This window comes from Alistipes sp. CAG:29, assembly GCF_000435435.1.
GTDB classification, from domain to species: Bacteria; Bacteroidota; Bacteroidia; order Bacteroidales; family Rikenellaceae; genus Alistipes; species Alistipes onderdonkii.
Map to the genome: position 1 here is coordinate 14,250 of NZ_FR893423.1, position 17,466 is coordinate 31,715.

At 60.6% G+C, this 17,466-nt stretch carries 14 protein-coding genes; 6 read left to right on the forward strand and 8 right to left on the reverse strand.

Annotated elements, in window-relative coordinates; all coding sequences use genetic code 11:
* Positions 1-103 precede the first annotated feature (103 nt).
* The 6 genes from QVP03_RS03245 to QVP03_RS03270 form a co-directional block, all read right to left on the reverse strand.
* Positions 104-1,831 (reverse strand): acyl-CoA dehydrogenase family protein, encoded by a 1,728-nt coding sequence (locus QVP03_RS03245; protein ID WP_022332179.1) that lies wholly within the window; start codon positions 1,829-1,831, stop codon positions 104-106.
* A complete protein-coding gene (locus tag QVP03_RS03250; protein ID WP_022332180.1) occupies positions 1,831-2,850 on the reverse strand; it encodes an electron transfer flavoprotein subunit alpha/FixB family protein in 1,020 nt (339 codons plus the stop codon). The genes QVP03_RS03245 and QVP03_RS03250 overlap by 1 nt, the downstream gene beginning before the upstream one ends.
* A 14-nt stretch (positions 2,851-2,864) precedes the next feature.
* Positions 2,865-3,743, reverse strand: a complete 879-nt coding sequence (locus QVP03_RS03255) for an electron transfer flavoprotein subunit beta/FixA family protein (protein ID WP_022332181.1) — start codon at positions 3,741-3,743, stop codon at positions 2,865-2,867.
* A gap of 22 nt (positions 3,744-3,765) precedes the next feature.
* Complete coding sequence (locus tag QVP03_RS03260; protein ID WP_022332182.1) at positions 3,766-5,031, reverse strand: adenylosuccinate synthase; 1,266 nt, start codon at positions 5,029-5,031, stop codon at positions 3,766-3,768.
* A gap of 258 nt (positions 5,032-5,289) precedes the next feature.
* Positions 5,290-5,898: a leucine-rich repeat domain-containing protein gene (locus tag QVP03_RS03265; RefSeq protein WP_022332183.1), complete on the reverse strand. Its 609-nt coding sequence runs from the start codon at positions 5,896-5,898 to the stop codon at positions 5,290-5,292.
* Positions 5,899-5,905: 7 nt separating this feature from the next.
* Positions 5,906-6,241 (reverse strand): hypothetical protein, encoded by a 336-nt coding sequence (locus QVP03_RS03270; RefSeq protein WP_018697278.1) that lies wholly within the window; start codon positions 6,239-6,241, stop codon positions 5,906-5,908.
* A 139-nt stretch (positions 6,242-6,380) separates the two neighbouring features.
* Between QVP03_RS03270 and ligA the strand changes: the two genes are divergently transcribed.
* The 4 genes from ligA to QVP03_RS03290 are packed head-to-tail and all read left to right on the forward strand — an operon-like array spanning position 6,381 to position 11,710.
* The gene (ligA, locus tag QVP03_RS03275; protein WP_022332184.1) at positions 6,381-8,498 is read left to right on the forward strand and encodes an NAD-dependent DNA ligase LigA; all 2,118 of its coding nucleotides are present in this window, start codon (positions 6,381-6,383) and stop codon (positions 8,496-8,498) included.
* A gap of 54 nt (positions 8,499-8,552) precedes the next feature.
* Positions 8,553-9,443 carry a 4-hydroxy-tetrahydrodipicolinate synthase gene (gene dapA, locus QVP03_RS03280; RefSeq protein ID WP_018697280.1) on the forward strand — a complete coding sequence of 297 codons (891 nt, stop codon included), beginning with the start codon at positions 8,553-8,555 and terminating at the stop codon, positions 9,441-9,443.
* A 39-nt stretch (positions 9,444-9,482) separates the two neighbouring features.
* The gene (locus tag QVP03_RS03285) at positions 9,483-10,220 is read left to right on the forward strand and encodes a DUF4919 domain-containing protein (protein WP_018697281.1); all 738 of its coding nucleotides are present in this window, start codon (positions 9,483-9,485) and stop codon (positions 10,218-10,220) included.
* Positions 10,181-11,710 (forward strand): clostripain-related cysteine peptidase, encoded by a 1,530-nt coding sequence (locus QVP03_RS03290; RefSeq protein WP_022332185.1) that lies wholly within the window; start codon positions 10,181-10,183, stop codon positions 11,708-11,710. Before QVP03_RS03285 ends, QVP03_RS03290 begins: the two co-directional genes overlap by 40 nt.
* A gap of 367 nt (positions 11,711-12,077) precedes the next feature.
* On the opposite strand, the gene QVP03_RS03295 is transcribed toward QVP03_RS03290, so the two are convergent.
* Positions 12,078-13,463 (reverse strand): pseudouridine synthase, encoded by a 1,386-nt coding sequence (locus QVP03_RS03295; protein WP_022332186.1) that lies wholly within the window; start codon positions 13,461-13,463, stop codon positions 12,078-12,080.
* A gap of 176 nt (positions 13,464-13,639) precedes the next feature.
* Between QVP03_RS03295 and QVP03_RS03300 the strand changes: the two genes are divergently transcribed.
* Positions 13,640-14,965 (forward strand): MATE family efflux transporter, encoded by a 1,326-nt coding sequence (locus QVP03_RS03300; RefSeq protein WP_018697284.1) that lies wholly within the window; start codon positions 13,640-13,642, stop codon positions 14,963-14,965.
* 148 nt (positions 14,966-15,113) lie between these two features.
* A complete protein-coding gene (locus QVP03_RS03305) occupies positions 15,114-15,860 on the forward strand; it encodes an AAA family ATPase (RefSeq protein WP_018697285.1) in 747 nt (248 codons plus the stop codon).
* A 244-nt stretch (positions 15,861-16,104) separates the two neighbouring features.
* Here QVP03_RS03305 and QVP03_RS03310 read toward each other — a convergent pair whose 3' ends face one another.
* A complete protein-coding gene (locus QVP03_RS03310) occupies positions 16,105-17,454 on the reverse strand; it encodes a tetratricopeptide repeat protein (protein ID WP_022332187.1) in 1,350 nt (449 codons plus the stop codon).
* Positions 17,455-17,466: the final 12 nt, after the last annotated feature.

Here is a 17,466-nt window from a genome sequence, read left to right on the forward strand (position 1 = left end):
TAAACAGCAATCAAGAACCGGCGGCAACAATCGGCAACGGACAACGTACAAAAAAAAAGGTTCCGCTTTTGCGGAACCTTTTTACATACTGAAATACGGCACCTTACTCCGCCTCTTCGGCAACGGCGCGGAACAGCGCGACGTCTTCGAGCGTGGAGTTCATGACGTAGGTATAGGCCTCCGAGATCTTACCCTCGGCAAGTTTGCAGAAGATTTTCGCCGAATCGGCATACTCCTCCGAATCGCCGGCCTGACGGGCCAGCAGGTAGGTGATGATGATATGGCCGGCGGTCTCGACCAGACGGCGTGCGTGGAAATCCTTGAAGCCGCAAAGTTCCTTGTCCCCGGCTTCGACATGGGCGGTCATTTCCGAGAACTTCGCGGTCAGCTCCTTCAGCTTCGCAACGACGGGCTGCATGGGCTGGTTGTATTCGGCGGCAGCGTAACGCTCGATCTGCTCCATGAAGGTGCCCTTGGTCACGGCGTTGATCGCCGCCACGACCTGCAGCTGCGAAGTACCCTCGTAGATATTCATGATACGTGCGTCGCGGTAGAGGCGCTCGCAGGGATAGTCCTTCATGAAGCCCGAGCCGCCGTGGATCTGGATGGCGTCGTAGGCCTGCTGGTTGGCGTACTCCGACGAGAAGAGCTTGACGAGCGGCGTGAAGCCGTCGGCCAGGCGGTTGTAGAACTTCATCTCCTGACGCTCATCACCTTCGAGCGGACGCTCGTGCGCGATATGGCCGTACTGCTTGTAGACCTCGACGAAGCGCGTCGTCTCGTACAACAGCGCACGGACACCCTGCAACTTGGCCTTCATGTTGGAGAGCATCTCCGCAACGGCCGCGAAGCGGATGATCGGCTTGCCGAACTGCTCGCGCTCCTGGGCGTATTTCAGCGCCTCGCGGTAGGCGGCTTCACACAAGCCCACCGACTGCGCACCGATACCCAGGCGGGCGGCGTTCATCAGCGACATCACGTATTTGATAAGGCCCATCTTGCGGTCGCCGACCAGCTGCGCGGGGGCGTTGGTGAAGACCAGCTCGCACGTCGGAGAGCCCTTGATACCCATTTTGTTCTCGATACGGCGTACCTTCACGCCGCCGTCGCGCTTGTCATAGACGAGCATCGACAGCCCGCGGGCGTCGGTGGTACCCTCTTCAGTACGCGCCAGCACGAGCGAAACGTCGCCGTCGCCGTTGGTGATGAAGCGCTTGACGCCGTTCAGCAGCCAGGTCTGCTTCTCCTCGGACCACGTAGCCTTGAGCATCACGGCGCCCAGGTCGGAACCCGCATCCGGTTCGGTGAGATCCATGGCGCAGGTAGCGCCCGCGGAAACCCACGGCAGGTATTTGGCCTTGAGCTCCTCCGAGGCGAACTCGTTGAGCGTCTCTGCACAGTCCTGCAAACCCCAGATGTTCTCGAAGCCGGCATCGGCGCGGGCAACCATCTCGTTGGCCATCACGAAGCAGACCAGCGGGAAATTCAGGCCGTCGTACTTGCGGGGCAGCGTAAGGCCGCTCAGGCCCGCGTCGACGATGGCCTTCATGTTCTGAACCGTGCCCGCAGCGTACTCCACGTGGTCGTTCACGACGCGGGGGCCTTCGTGATCCACGCCCTCGGCATTCGGAGCGATGACCTCGCCGCAGACTTCACCGGCGATCTCCAGCACGCGGCGGTAGGAGTCCATGGCGTCTTCGAAATCCTGCGGCGCGAAATCGTAGAGGTCTTTCTCGGCGAAGCCGCGCTCTTTCAGCTCCACGATCTTGCGCATCATCGGATGCTGGAGGTGGAACTGCAAATCCTTATTGTCTGAAAAGAAATTAGCCATTACTTCGAATTTTGTTTGTAGTACTTAATCATCTTGGGGATCACCTCGTTGACGTCGCCCGTGATGGCGTAGTCGGCAATCTTGTTGATCGGGGCTTCGGGGTCGGTGTTGATCGAAATGACCATGGCCGAGCCGTCCATGCCGGCCGTATGCTGGATCTGCCCCGAGATACCGCAGGCGATGTAGAGTTTGGGGCGTACCGTCACACCGGTCTGCCCTACCTGGCGCGCATGGTCTGCGAACCCGGCGTCGACGGCTGCGCGGCTCGCGCCCACCTCGGCACCCAGCACGTCGGCCAGCTCGAACACCAGGTCGAAATTCTCCTTCGACCCCATGCCGTAACCGCCCGCGACGATGACGCCGGCACCCTTGATGTCGATCTTGCTCTCGGCAATCTCACGGTCGATGATCTTCACCGCGAGGTCTGCGTCCTTCACGAATTTCTGCCACTGGATCTTCTTCACCTCGCCGGCACCCGGCTTGGCGGCATATTCGCGGCGCATAACGCCTTCGCGGACGGTGGCCATCTGCGGACGGTTGTCGGGGTTGACGATCGTGGCGATGATGTTGCCGCCGAAGGCGGGGCGGATCTGGTAGAGCAGGTCTTTGTACTCCCTGCCGCTCTTGGCGTCTTTGTGGTCGCCGATCACCAGCTGCGTACAGTCGGCCGTAAGGCCGCTGTAAAGCGCCGACGACACGCGCGGCGCGAAATCGCGGCCGTTGCACGTCGCGCCGAACAGCACGATCTGGGGTTTCTCCTGCTCGATCAGGCCGCACATGACGGCCGTATGGGGCAGCGTACGGAACGGTGCGAACACCTTGTCGTCGGCGATCCATACGGTATCGGCGCCGTATTTGGCGAGCTCGTGCTCGATGCCGGCGAGGTTCTCGCCCAGCACCACGGCTTCGAGTTTCACGCCCAGCGTCGTGGCCAGTTCGCGGCCCTTGGTCATCAGTTCGAGGCACACCTCGGCGGCCTTGCCGCCCTCGTTCTCGATATATACGAATATGTTGTTCATCTCCTATGCACGTATTAACCGAGCGTGTGGCTCGCGATAAGTTCGACCATCAGTGAATTGATATCCTCGTCGGCAGCAGTGAGCTTCTTGGCCTCCTTGGCCTGGAAAACCACGTTCTCGATCTTCTTGACCTTCGTGGGCGAACCCTGAAGGCCGAGCTGCTGCGGGTCGGGATCGACGTCGGCGGCAGCCCACTCGACGATCTGCAGGTAGGGCTTGGCGGCGGCGCGCCGTGCGGCTTCCGATTCGGGCGCCGCGGCGATTTCAGACCCCGAGAGGGCGAATTTGTAGGTCATCACGCGCTTGGCGTTGCGCGGACGGCACTCGGGAGCCGAGGCATTGACCGTAATGACAGCCGGGACGGGGCACTCGACGGTTTCGGTACCGCAGTTCAGGCGGCGCCGGATAACCAGCGTGCTGTCCTTGATGTCGAGGATCTCTTCGGCATAAGTAACCTGCGGCAGGCCGAGTTTCTCAGCCACCTGGGGGCCGACCTGCGCCGTATCGCCGTCGATGGCCTGGCGGCCGGCGAAAATGATGTCGGGGCGGATCTTTTTCAGGGCGCACGACAAGGCGTACGACGTGGCGAGCGTGTCCGAACCGGCGAATTCGCGGCCGGAGAGCAGGTAACCGCCGTCGGCGCCGCGGAACATCGCGTCGCGGATGATGTCGGCGGCACGCTGGGGCCCCATCGTCAGGATATGAACCGTCGAAGCGTCGGTGCGGTCTTTAAGCGCGAGCGCCATTTCGAGCGCATTGAGATCTTCGGGATTGAAGATGGCCGGCAGCGCCGCACGGTTGACCGTCCCTTCGGGGGTCATCGCATCCTTACCCACGTTGCGGGTATCGGGCACCTGCTTTGCCAATACAACAATTTTCAGCTGTTTTTTCATAGTAGGTATTTATGGTTAATAGCTATCTTACGATGGTTTCGCCGCGGTCGGGGCCGACGGAGATGATCTTCACCGGAACACCCGTCTCGCGTTCGATGAACTCGACATAGGCCTTGAATTCCGCGGGGAAGTCCTCGTAGCGGGTGAAGGCGCGCAGGTCGCATTTCCACCCCGGGAACTCGCGGTAGACGGGTTTCAGGTCGTCGCCAACCTCATAGGGGAAATACGACGTACGTTTGCCGCCGATCTCGTATTCGGTGGCGACGCGGATGGTCTCGAAATCGTTCATGACGTCGGACTTCATCATGATGAGCTGCGTCACGCCGTTAATCATGATCGAATACCTGAGCGCCACCATGTCGAGCCATCCGCAACGGCGCTCGCGCCCCGTGACGGCTCCGTACTCATGACCGATGTCGCGCAGCCGGGCACCCGTTTCGTCGAACAGCTCCGTGGGGAACGGGCCGCTGCCGACGCGTGTGCAGTAGGCCTTGAAGATACCGTAGACCTCGCCGATGCGGTTCGGGGCGATGCCCAGCCCGATGCAGGCGCCGGCGCAGACGGTATTCGACGAGGTGACGAACGGATAGGAACCGAAATCCACGTCGAGCAGCGTCCCCTGCGCGCCTTCGGCCAGGATGCTCTTGTCCGCGGCGAGGCACTCGTTGACGAAATACTCGCTGTCGATGATGTTGAAACGACGCAGGTACTCGACCGCCGCAAACCACTTCTGTTCCAACTCGGTGATGTCGTACTCGCAGGCCAGGCTGCGCAGGATCTTCTCGTGGCGAGCCTTGGCGCGGGCGTATATCTTTTCGAAATCGGCGCTCAGCACATCGCCCACGCGCATGCCGTTGCGGCTGACCTTGTCGGTATAGGTCGGGCCGATGCCCTTGCCGGTGGTGCCGATCCTGGCGCTGCCCTTGGCCGCCTCGTACGCAGCGTCGAGGATGCGGTGCGTGGGCAGGATGAGGTGGGCCTTCTTCGAAATGCAGAGCTGCTTGGTGAGGTCGTGGCCGCTGGCCGCGAGCGCTTCGGCCTCTTCACGGAAAAGGACGGCGTCGATCACCACACCGTTACCGATGATATTGGTCTTACCGCCCTGGAATATGCCCGAAGGGATCGAGCGGAGCACGTATTTCTCGCCGTTGAATTCCAATGTATGACCGGCATTGGGGCCGCCCTGGAAGCGGGCTACGACCTGGTAGCCAGGCGTCAGCACATCCACAACTTTTCCCTTGCCCTCGTCACCCCATTGCAGGCCGAGGATAACGTCAACTTTTTTCATTGTATCCGGTAATATTTATGGCGCAAAAGACATTTTTTGCACCCAAAGGTAAGAATTATTATCCGAAATACCCAACCCGCGGCGGCGACTTTTCAACAATGTATCAGAAATAAGCGTGCCGCAAACCCGCTGCGGAAGGCAAATGACAGTGCCGGGGGGGGGCAGCAGCAAACAACGCAGCAACCGACAGGAAGCGATGCGGGCAGGTGACGGGAAGCGACGCGGGCAGTCAGCGGAAAACGATGCGGGGGGGGGCGGTCAGCGGACGACCACCTCGGTCGGCCCGTTGCGGTCGACGCCCTGCGAAGCGAGGCAATAGACGGTCGTAAGGAAAGGATTGTCGCGCGTGTCGGCCTGCAACTGCCCCGAGCAGGGGGTCAGGTCGAGCGTCACCAGCAGGTTGCCGCGGCAATCGAGCGAGCGCAGGGAAGAGTTGGATTTCAGGTCGAGGCGTGCGAGCAGGTTTTCGGCACAGTCCAACTGCGTAAGCCCGCGCAGGCCGTCGATGTCGAGCGACGTGATTTCGTTGTCGCCGCAATCGAGCTTTTGCAGGTCGGGGCATTTGCGCAGGTCGAGCCGCGTGAGATTATTGCCGCTGCAATCGAGCTCGCGCAGGCGGGAAAACTCGCCGATCTCCCACATCGCGGAGATGTTGCGGCCGGAGCAATCCATCACCAGGACGCGCTGCGCCTCGTAGCGCGAAATGCGTCCGTCGTGATCCAAATCGAACATTCCGAGACAGAATCGTTCGAAGGCGGGATCTGCGAAGGTGATATAAATACGCTTGTTCTTATCATCCTGCTCGTTCTCAGCAAGGCCGCAGGCCGTGAACAGCAACAGAGCGAGAACAGGGATAAAGCGCAGCATGGCCGGATCAGATATTCACGTCGTCGTCGGAGTCGCCGCCGCCGTCGTCGGAATTGGCGTCGTCCTGGATTTCGTCGGCGCCCTTGATTTCGTCGTCGTAGTAATCCTTGTCGTCCTCCTCCTGCGCATTGTCGTCGATCTTCACGTCGATCTTCACCATATAGGCGATCTCGTCGGTATCGAACGGCACGGCATAGAAAAAATCGCCGTTGGGTTTGTCCACGCGCATCATCGCTTCGGTGAACCCCAGCGGGTATTTTTCCTTTACGGCATCCTGCAGTTCGGGAGTCAAGTTGTGAAAGCTCGTTACGATATGTTTCTTCGTCGTATTCTGTTTAGCCATAGTAATGCTTGGAAATTTTCTGCAATTATAAGCAAAATTTACATATCGCACCACATCCGTAATTTTTTTTTGCATTTTTTTTGAATTTGCAGGATGTTATAAACAAAATACGTACCTTTACGCAGGTTATACTTATATTATGATACGCGAGAGAGTCGAAGAGCTGCGGCGGCAGCTCGAGTACCATAACTTCAGATATTACGTCGAAAACGCCCCTGAGATCTCCGACTTCGAATTCGACACGATGATGCGCGAATTGCAGGATCTGGAACGGGCGCACCCCGAACTGTCCGACCCCAATTCGCCCTCGGTGCGTGTCGGGAGCGACATCACGTCGGAGTTCCGGAGCGTAAAGCACCGGTTCCCGATGCTTTCGCTCGGCAACACCTATTCGCTCGACGAACTGCATGAATTCATCGCCCGCATCGAAAAGGAGGCAGGGCCAACGGAGTTCGTCTGCGAACTGAAATTCGACGGCACGGCCATATCGCTCACCTACGAGGACGGGCGGCTGCTGCGTGCCGTGACGCGCGGCGACGGCACGCAGGGCGACGACGTGACGGCCAACGTACGTACGGTGCGCACGGTTCCCCTGCGCCTGAGGGGCGACGACTGGCCGCCCTACTTCGAAATACGGGGCGAGATCCTGATGCCCTACGCCTCGTTCGACAAAATCAACGCCGAGCGCGAGGCGGCCGGGGAGACGCTCTTCGCAAACCCGCGCAACGCCGCGGCGGGGACGCTCAAGCAGCAGGCGTCGTCGGTGGTCGCACGCCGCGGCCTGGACTGCACGCTCTACCAGTTGGCGGGCGACGACCTGCCCTTCACGAACCACTGGGAAAGCCTGCAGAAAGCCCGCGAGTGGGGATTCAAAGTCTCGGACGCGGCGCGCATATGCCGCACTGCGGAGCAGATCGACGCCTACATCGCGCATTGGGACGAGGGGCGCCATGCCCTGCCCTTCCCGACCGACGGCGTGGTGATCAAGGTCAACGACTTCGCCGTAAGGCGGCAGCTGGGATTCACGGCCAAGGCCCCGAAATGGGCCGTGGCCTACAAGTTCAAGGCCGAGCAGGCGCTCACGCGGCTGGACAGCGTGTCGTTCCAGGTGGGACGCACGGGGGCCATAACGCCTGTGGCGAACCTCGAACCGGTGCTGCTGGCCGGGACGACCGTGCGGCGTGCGACGCTGCACAACGCCGAGCAGATGGCCCTGCTGGACATCCGCCCGGGCGACATGGTATACGTCGAGAAGGGCGGCGAGATCATCCCCAAGATCACGGGGGTAGACCTCTCGCAGCGGCCTGCGGACAGCAAACCGTTCGAATACATCACCGTATGCCCCGAATGCGGCACTCCGCTGGTGCGCTACGAGGGCGAGGCGAAGCACTACTGCCCCAACCAGGGGGGATGCCCGCCGCAGATCGTCGGCCGCATCATCCATTTCATCCGCCGCAAGGCGATGGACATCGAAGGGCTGGGCGAGGAGACCGTGGAACTGCTCTATGAAAACGGGCTGGTGCACGACGTGGCCGACCTCTACGACCTGAAGGCCGGACAGCTGGCGGAATTGCCGCGGCTGGGCGAGAAGTCGGCCGACAACATCATACGCAGCATCCGCGGATCGGTCGAGGTGCCCTTCCGCCGCGTGCTGTTCGGACTCGGCATCCGCTTCGTGGGCGAGACGACGGCCAAATACCTCGCGGAGCATTTCCGCTCGCTCGACGCCGTGATGCGGGCCACGCGCGAGGAGCTGACCCAGGCCGACGAGGTGGGCGGGCGCATCGCCGACGCGATCATCGAGTATTTCGCCGACGAGCAGAACCACGCCATCATCCGCCGCCTGCGTGCCGCGGGGCTGAAGTTCGAGGAGGAGGCGCGGGAGCTGGCGTCGGAGTCGCTCGCAGGCCGCAGTTTCGTGGTGTCGGGCAAGTTCTCGCGCAGCCGCGACGAAATGAAGGAGCTGATCGAAATGCACGGGGGCAGGAACCTCGCGGCCGTATCGGCCAACGTCGATTACATCGTGGCGGGCGACAACATGGGCCCGGCGAAGCTCAGGAAAGCCGAGAAGCTGGGCGTGAAGATCATTTCCGAAGAGGAGTTCATCGCCATGGTCGGCGGGCAGGAAGCCCCGGCGGCAAACGGGACGGAAGCCGACAGCGCAACAACGGCAAATACCAGAGGTAGGAACAATGGCGCCCCGGCCGCGACGGAAAGCGGGGACGGCGAACCCGTCCAACAAGGCGAGTTGTTCTGAGCCCCGCGGAAAAGGAATACGCATAAAAAACTACATAATGCCAAACAGAATCATATGATACGACACAAGCTCTGCGGCGTGGGGGCCGCCATGATAACCCCCTTTACACCCGAAGGAAAAGTCGACTATCAGGCGCTGGCACGCATGATCGACTATGTGATCGAAGGCGGCGTGGACTACATCGTGGCGCTGGGCACCACGGCCGAGACGCCGACGCTCTACATGCCCGAGCGCGCCGTGATAGCCATGTTCATCACCAACCACATCGCGGGGCGCGTACCGCTGGTGATGGGCTGCGGCGGCAACTCGACGTCGGAGGTACTGGATCAGCTGCGCGAATTCGACCTGCGGGGCGCCGACGCCATCCTGAGCGTTACGCCCTACTACAACAAGCCCTCGCAAGAGGGGCTCTACCAGCATTTCCGCACCGTATCGGAGCACTCGCCGCTGCCGGTGATCCTCTACAACATCCCGGGACGCTCGGGCGTCAACATGACGGCCGAGACGACGCTGCGGCTGGCTCGCGGGATGAAGAACGTGATCGGCATCAAGGAGGCATCGGGCGACATCGAACAGATGCAGCACATCCTCGACCGGCGCCCCGAAGGGTTCATCGTGCTGTCGGGCGACGACGGCATGACGCTCGAGCTGATGCGCCGCGGCGGCGACGGCGTGATCTCGGTGGCCGCGAACGCTTTTCCCAAGCGGTTCATGGAGTGTGTGAACTACGCCAAGGCCGGGGAGTTCGACCGTGCGGAAAAGGCATACGAATGCCTCGCCGAAGCGGTGCACGCCCTGTTCGAAGAGGGCAACCCCGTTGGGGTGAAGTGCGCACTGGCCGAAATGGGCATAATCGGCCCGACGATGCGGCTGCCGCTCGTCGAAGGTTCGGGGGCGCTGCGCGAAAAGTTCCGCAAACTGATCGCGGAATACGATTTGCGCTGATTTGAGCGTTAGTGCCTAAAATACGGACAAAACACGGATATGAAAAATTTACTGCTGACATTGCTCCTGCTCCCGGCGCTGGCCGCGGCGAAAGTCCCCGTCGAGGAGGACATCGTCGCCAAGACGTCCGACCCCGATTCGCCGTTCTACTACACTTCGCTGATGATGCGCTACAACGCGGGCGACGAGACGCTCACCGACGAGGATTACCACTACCTCTACTACGGCTACGCCCACCAGGAGAGCTACAAACCGATGGAGGCGAACCCCGACCTGGACAAGCTGCTGATGTTGGCATCGGGGCTCGACCCCGACAACCCGCTGGCCGAAACGCTCGACGCGATGCTCTACGTGGGCGAAGATGCGCTCGCCCGCGACCCGTTCAGCCCCAAGATCCTGAACCTGATGGCCTATGCCCACGGGGCGCTGGGCAACAAGCTGCAGGAGAAGATGTATTACAACAAGGTGAAGGGGGTGCTCCGCGCGATCGAGGATTCGGGGGATGCCCTCACGCAGAAGACCCCGCGCCATATCCTGATGTTCGACCATGCGCTCGACGTGATGGCATCGGAGGGTTACACCTACGGCAAGAGCCGCATCATCAGCCGTACGGTGGAATTCATCCCCTTCACGGCGCCCCGGATGGTCGGCGACAAGAAACGCAAAGGGCTCTATTACGACTTCGGCCGCGTATACTGGAACAAGCCCGAAGGATATACCTATAAACGTGACCGCACATGGCAATTCAACAACCTAAAACCCCGTACCTACAAATAATCCGGCGCACGCTGAGCCTGCTGCTGGCAGTGACGCTGCTCGCCGGGTGCGAAAAAACAGAGGAACGCGCAGGGCTGACCACGACGCAGGACGAAGTGGTATTGCGCAGCACGGCGGGTTCGGAGGCGGCATTCACGGTGTCGTCGACCGAAGCGTGGTCGCTCACCACCACGGGAAGCGGCTTCGACGTCTCCCCTACCCAAGGCGGCCGCGGGGAGACGACGGTAACGGTGAGGGCGCAGGACGACAATACGACGCCCCGGCGCAAGGCGCTGGGCAGCATGGCGCTGCGCCTGTCGTCGGGAAGGGCCGAGGCCACGGTCACCGTAGTGCAGAGCCCGACCGTCGCACCCCAGACGGTCGTCATGTACCTGCCGTGGTCGGGGAACCTGTACACGCATTTCCTCCAGAACATCGAGGACGTGAAGAAAGCCGTGGCAGGAAACATCCTGCATGACAGCCGCCTGCTGCTGTTCCTACAAACGAGCACGACGAAAGGTACGCTCAGTGAGCTGTACTACGACAACGGAGAGTGCCGCGAAACGGAACTGCGCACGTACGAAGACCTCAACGTGACGCAGGCCGAGACCATCACCGGGATTTTCGACTACATCAAGCAGACCGCACCCGCCGAACGCTATGGCATCACGATCGGGTCGCACGGCATGGCGTGGATCCCCGCATCGGGCTCGGGCCGGAGCGCTGCCGACGCGAAGGCCGGCACGGAACCGACGGCGACAACCGTCCCCGAGAAATGGCACTGGGAATACGTTTCGCCCGACGGGCAGTTCACCCGCTGGTTCGGCGACGGCGGTTCGCGGTGTACCAACACGACGACCTTCGCCGAGGCGATAACGGCCGCAGGAATCCGGTTCGAATACATCCTCTTCGACGACTGTTTCATGTCGTCGATCGAGGTGGCGTACGACCTGCGCAAAATCACCAGGCACCTGATCGCCTCGCCCTGCGAGGTGATGGCCTACGGTTATCCTTACGACCTGGTGATGCCCTACCTGTTCACCGACGGCGGCACGGGATACGACCTGGACGGCGTATGCCGGAGTTTCTACGAATTCTACGAGCAATACGAGCCCCCGAACTATAACTGCGGGGCGATCGCCGTGACGGTATGCGACCAGGTGGAACAGATGGCAGAAGTCATGCGCCTCATCAACAATGCATCGCCCGCGTACATCCCCGACCCGGAGAAACCGTTGCAGCAATACGAGTACCTCTATGCCCCGACGCGGTTCTACGACCTGGCGGATTACGTCTACCAACTGTGCGACGACACCGCCCTGCTAAAGGAATTCGACGAACAGCTCGCACGCACCGTCCCCGAACGCTACCGGCTGCATACGGAGTATTTCTATTCGGGCGGCAAGCGGCCGATCACGACCTATTCGGGCATTTCGACCAGCGCGCCGAGCACGAGCGGGATCGTGGTGAACAATATCCGGGACACAGGCTGGTACAAGGCGACGCACTGACAAGGCGGGCAGGCAGTATTTGCCCGGCAGCATGGCGGCCTGAAGACAGCAGCAGAAAGACAGCAGCCGGAAGACAGCAGCCGGGAGATAGCAGCCGGGAGACAGCGGCCGACGGGTGCAGCTGGCATAGCGGCAACAGGTACGGCGGCAACAGGCACGGCCCGTCACCATACGCTTCCGCCGCGTGGGTGCCGTGGTTTTCCGGGCGCACCGGAATCGCCGCCATACCACAGGAATGCGGGGACATCCCGCAACCACCCGGATATGCCGGGATTATTGCTGTTAAAACAGAAGGAGGCTCCCTCGACAGGAGCCTCCTTCTGATTGTACCCTCTTATCCCTCCGGACAAAGACCGGATGCAGGGACTTATTCGTACTGGCCGGACTTGAGCCGTTCGACCTCCTCGCGGGAGAGGAAACGCCAGGCTCCGCGCTTGAGGTTCTTCTTGGTCAGGCCGGCGTAGTAGACACGGTCGAGCTTGGTGACCGTGTAACCCAGGAATTCGAAAATACGGCGCACGATACGGTTGCGGCCGGAGTGTATCTCGATGCCGATCTCCTGTTTGTTCTCCTTGACATAGGAAATTTCGTCGGCGAAGATTTCGCCGTCTTCGAGCGTGATGCCCTCGGCGATGCGATCCATATCGGCACGCGCCAGGGGCTTGTCGAGCGTCACCTGGTAGATTTTCTTTTTCAGGTACGAGGGGTGCGTGAGCTGCTTCGTAAGGTCGCCGTCGTTGGTGAAAAGCAGCAACCCGAGGCTGTTCTTGTCCAGACGGCCTACGGGGTAGATGCGCTCCGTGCAGGCACCTTCGACCAGATCCATGACGGTCTTGCCGGCATGGGGGTCGTCGAGCGACGTGACATAACCCTTGGGCTTGTTGAGCACGAGGTAGACCTTCTTCTCGCCCTGCACGCGGCTGTCGTTGAATTTCACCTCGTCGGTGGGAAGCACCTTGGTGCCCAGCTGGGTGACGATCTGGCCGTTGACCGTGACCAGGCCCGCGGTGATGAAATCGTCGGCCTCGCGGCGCGAGCAGAGGCCCGACTGCGCGAGAAAACGGTTCAGGCGCATTTCGCCGACCTGCTTTTCGGGCGTGAATTTCGGGTAGGAAGCCGGTTTGTCGTCGTGCTTCCTCGGCCCCGGCTTATAGGGTTTGTCGCCGAATTTACGGTCGCCGTATTTCTTATCCCCGAACTTGCGTTCACCGTAGGCGGGCTTGTCGCCATACTGGCGGCGCGGTTTGTCACCGTCGCGGTGCTCGTAGCGGGGCTTGTCGCCGAATTTGCGCTCGCCATAGGCAGGCTTGTCGCCGAACTTGCGTTCGCCGTAGGCGGGCTTGTCGCCGTACTGGCGGCGCGGTTTGTCGCCGTCGCGGTTTTCGTAGCGGGGTTTATCGCCGAAACTACGTTCGCCGTAAGCAGGCTTGTCGCCGTACTGGCGGCGCGGTTTGTCGCCGTCGCGGTGCTCGTAACGGGGTTTATCGCCGGACTTACGCTCGCCGTAAGCCGGTTTGTCGCCGAACTGGCGGCGCGGTTTGTCAAATGCAGGGCGGTTGTCCGCCGTGAAATGGGGATTGTAGGAGGCCCGCTCACGGGGCCCCTCGCTGGACGGTTGCTCCGAATCGGCAGCATCACGCTGTAAACGCGGGCGACGCTCGACACGCTCCGCCGTAGCAGTCACGGTACGCTGGCGCTTGTCGCGTCCGAAACGCGAAAGTACCGTGGTCGAGTCGTTTTTGTTGTCTTTCATACGTATTTGAATGAGTTTGTGGGGCAAAGGTAATCCATTTTTCCGGATTACGGCATATTGCAGACCCGATTTGGCGATAAAAGACAGGGGCCGTTACAAATTCGCCGCTTTTGCCTTATCTTTGCACCCGTAAACGACGTCCGGCAGGGGTTGCCGGACATCCCCGCCCCGCACCTATGAACATGAACCGCGAAATACTGCGCATCGCGCTCCCGAATATCGTTTCGAACATCACCGTGCCGCTGATGGGAATCGTGTCGACGGCCATCGCCGGGCACTGGGGCGCGGATTCGGCGGCGACGATCGGCGCACTGGCCATCGGGGTGTCGATCTTCAACTTCATCTACTGGAACTGCTCGTTCGTGCGCATGGGAACCAGCGGACTCACGGCACAGGCGTTCGGCGCAGGGAATTTCCACGAATGCACCAACATGCTCGTAAGGGCGATGGTCGTGGCGGCAGGCATGGGATTGCTGATGCTCGCCCTGCAATACCCGCTGGGCGAGCTGGCCCTGTGGGGACTGAACGGCAACGAAATGACGCGCGAATATTTCTACGCCCGCATCTGGGCCGTACCGGCTGGCATCCTCCTGTTCGGGTTCAACGGCTGGTTCACGGGTATGCAGAATGCCATGATACCGATGTTCACGGCTATTTCGGTCAACGCGGTGCATGTCTTGTGCAGCCTTTGGTTCGCCTTCGGCATGGACATGGGGATCGTCGGCATCGCCTACGCCTCGGTGATCGCACAGTGGACGGGCGTGGGACTTTCGCTGCTGCTGCTCATGCTGCGCTACCGCAAGGTGCTGACGGGAATCGACTGGGCCGAGGTATTCGACATGAAACCGCTCAAAACCTTCTTCATCGTCAACCGCGACATCATGCTGCGTACGCTCTGCATCGTGGCGGTCTACACCTTCTTCACGGGGGCTTCGGCCCGCATGGAAGACCCGGTGCTGCTGGCCGTGAACACCCTGCTGCTGCAGCTCTTCACGCTCTTCTCGTACATGAACGACGGCTTCGCATATGCCGCCGAAGCGCTGACCGGACGGTTCATCGGCGCCCGGGACGTAAGGGCGCTGCGCGACTGCCTGCGGCGCTGCATCGCATGGGGCACGGCCGTGTCGGTACTGTTCGTGGGAATCTACATCGTCTGGTGGCGCGACCTGGTGGGGCTGTTCATCGACGATTCGGCCGCAAACGCCGCGACGATCGTGGAGGTCGCCGGACGGTATATCGTATGGATCATCCTGATCCCCGTAGCCAGCGCCATGCCCTTCATCATGGACGGCATCATGGTGGGCGCCACGCAGACGCGCGTCATGCGCAACTCGATGTTCTGGGCTACGGCAGCCTATTTCGGCATCTTCTATATCGGGCATACGCTCATAGGCAACAACGCCCTGTGGCTCGCCTTCACGCTGTACATGTTCCTGCGCGGCGTGCTGCAATACTTCATGACGCACAGCCTGCGGACAATCTACCGCAAAGCCGGCGCATAAGGAAGAGGCGGTGAATCCCCGGGCAGGGAGAGGCCGGAACGGCCCGGGAGAGGCAACGTCCGGAATCTGGAAGGTTTCCTGCGATAACAGGCCGCATATCCGGGGAAAATCACTAAATTAGCGGAACGGAACCCAAAAAAAGCCCGCCATGATCTTATCCGAAAACGCACTCTATATCAAATATATCCGACTGAAAGAGGCCGGAGATTTGCCGCACGAATACCCCTATACGGTGCCCGCGCTGGCGGGGTTCAGCGGGTTGCGGTTCCGCCGCCCGGTGACGTTCATCGTGGGCGAGAACGGCATGGGCAAATCGACGCTGCTGGAAGCCATCGCCGTAAAGGCGGGATTCAATGCCGAGGGCGGGTCGAAGAACTTTCGGTTCGCAACGCGCGAGACTCATTCCCCGCTATACGGGAACCTCGTGCTCGGACGCGGGTTGCAGCCGCGCGACGGCTATTTCCTGCGTGCCGAGAGTTTCTACAACGTCGCCACCGAGATCGACCAGATAGCCGACGGCATACACCGCTATTACGGCGACAAGTCGCTCCACAGGCAATCGCACGGCGAAAGCTTCCTGAGCCTGCTCGAACACAGGCTCCGCGGAAACGGGCTCTATATCTTCGACGAGCCCGAGGCCGCCCTCTCGCCGTCGCGGCAGATGTATATGCTGTGCCGGATAAAACAACTCGTGGAAAGCGGATCGCAGTTCATCGTCAGCACCCACTCGCCTATCGTCATGGCCTACCCCGGCGCCGACATCTACGAGATCGCGGACAACGGACTGCAACTCACCGAACTGGAGCAGACGCCGCATTACCTGCTGATGAAACGCTTTTGCCTCGACCACGAAGGGATGCTCCGGCAGTTGGGCTTCGACATCCGGAAACCTTGAAGCGCGGGTCGCGCCACAGGCAGAATGCCCGGAGATCGGCACAACAGCACAGGCATTTCGCACGGATGCCGCACAGGATTTCTTGCACGGATATCTTGCACGAGTATCTTGCACGGATATTACCCTACGAATTCGACGGCACGGACATCACGACAGGCGCATCGGCGCATGAAAAATCCCGGCTCCGAAATGCGGAGCCGGGATTCCTGTAAGCGCAGGGCGGCAGCGCCGCCCCCGCAGGGGATTATTCTTCGCCTTTGGCTTCTTTGAGCAGGGTGTTGTACTTGTTGTACTTGTCCATCATGCCCTCCTCGTCGCGCAGGCGGAAGCAGATCGACTTGAGGAAGTCGAGCGTATTGACGTCGTCCTTTTTCAGCTCGTAAGCCTTTTCGAACCAGGGCACGGCATCCATATAGACGGCATTCACCTCCTTCAGGTCGGTATCGTAGGCAGTCTGGCTGCTATACTGCTTCTCGTTCATCACCTTGTTCATCTCGTCGGCCTTGATCGTGTAGAACACGCCCAGGTAATAGTTGCCTTCGAACAGGTCGGGCTTCAGCTCCACGACCTTCTTGAACGATGCGATGCTCTCGTCGTAGTTTTTCAGCGCATAGAAGATACGGCCGCGGCCGAACCAGAGGTCTACGTTCTCGGGGTTGTCGGCAATGGCCGAGTCGATCAGCGTTACCAGGTCGGCAGGGTCGCCCACGCCCTCTTCGGAGGTGTAGAGCTGCATCAGGCCGTCGAGGATACGCTCGTTCTTCGGGAATTTCCCGATACCCGTGATCAGGGCGTCCTTGGCCAGCATGACATTGTCCTGGCTGACATTCTTCAGGCCGTAGTAGCAGTGGAAGAGGTAGTAGTAGATGTTACCCTCCTCGTCGGTATACCCCAGGTCGATCGCTTTCTTGAGGTACTCGGCACCCTGTCCGAACGACGAGGGGTGCGCCGAACCGTCCACCGTGCGCAGGTAACCGGCATAGTAAAGCAGCGCGGGGTCAGCGGCTGCGCCGTAAGCGGGGCTCGACTGCGCCTGGAAAGCCGTGGCATAGGCGTCGGCAGCGGCTACGTACTCGCCCGTGTCGATGCCCGTATTACCGACCTGCGAACAGAAATCGCTGATCTGCTGCAACCCGTCCTTCGCCTTCGCAGCGCTCTTGGGGTCGATCTCGTAAGCCTTGTTGTAAGCCTCGATGGCCATGGCAGGGGCCTCTTTCAGCACCCAGTCGGTCTGCGTCCAGGTAACGACCTTGCCGTCCTTGATGTAGGCGATGAAATAGGGGTACTCCCACGCTTCGTAGGGAACGTTGAGAAGCGTCACCTGCTTGGTAGCCGAGGGTTCACCCACGGCCAGTTTCAGCATCGCGGCGTCCATGTTGACGAAGAGGCTCTTCGTCGGTTCCACGGCAGCCTCGTACAATGCTTTGCCCCGGTTGATCCACGTGGAGGCCTTGGCGTTCTTCTTCGCGTCGGCGATGTCGGCGTCGCTCTTCTCGATCTTGGTGAGGAGCCCGCTCTTGTTGACTTTCTGCGCCTGCACGGCAGGGATAGCCACGAGCAGCGCCGCGAAAGCCGTCAAAAATGTTTTCTTCATAACAAAATTTAA

Coding starts and splice junctions, on each gene's coding strand:
- QVP03_RS03245 (WP_022332179.1), bottom strand. CDS start 1,831: ATGGCTAATTTCTTTTCAGACAATAAGGATTTGCAGTTCCACCTCCAG.
- QVP03_RS03250 (WP_022332180.1), bottom strand. CDS start 2,850: ATGAACAACATATTCGTATATATCGAGAACGAGGGCGGCAAGGCCGCC.
- QVP03_RS03255 (WP_022332181.1), bottom strand. CDS start 3,743: ATGAAAAAACAGCTGAAAATTGTTGTATTGGCAAAGCAGGTGCCCGAT.
- QVP03_RS03260 (WP_022332182.1), bottom strand. CDS start 5,031: ATGAAAAAAGTTGACGTTATCCTCGGCCTGCAATGGGGTGACGAGGGC.
- QVP03_RS03265 (WP_022332183.1), bottom strand. CDS start 5,898: ATGCTGCGCTTTATCCCTGTTCTCGCTCTGTTGCTGTTCACGGCCTGC.
- QVP03_RS03270 (WP_018697278.1), bottom strand. CDS start 6,241: ATGGCTAAACAGAATACGACGAAGAAACATATCGTAACGAGCTTTCAC.
- ligA (WP_022332184.1), top strand. CDS start 6,381: ATGATACGCGAGAGAGTCGAAGAGCTGCGGCGGCAGCTCGAGTACCAT.
- dapA (WP_018697280.1), top strand. CDS start 8,553: ATGATACGACACAAGCTCTGCGGCGTGGGGGCCGCCATGATAACCCCC.
- QVP03_RS03285 (WP_018697281.1), top strand. CDS start 9,483: ATGAAAAATTTACTGCTGACATTGCTCCTGCTCCCGGCGCTGGCCGCG.
- QVP03_RS03290 (WP_022332185.1), top strand. CDS start 10,181: ATGGCAATTCAACAACCTAAAACCCCGTACCTACAAATAATCCGGCGC.
- QVP03_RS03295 (WP_022332186.1), bottom strand. CDS start 13,463: ATGAAAGACAACAAAAACGACTCGACCACGGTACTTTCGCGTTTCGGA.
- QVP03_RS03300 (WP_018697284.1), top strand. CDS start 13,640: ATGAACATGAACCGCGAAATACTGCGCATCGCGCTCCCGAATATCGTT.
- QVP03_RS03305 (WP_018697285.1), top strand. CDS start 15,114: ATGATCTTATCCGAAAACGCACTCTATATCAAATATATCCGACTGAAA.
- QVP03_RS03310 (WP_022332187.1), bottom strand. CDS start 17,454: ATGAAGAAAACATTTTTGACGGCTTTCGCGGCGCTGCTCGTGGCTATC.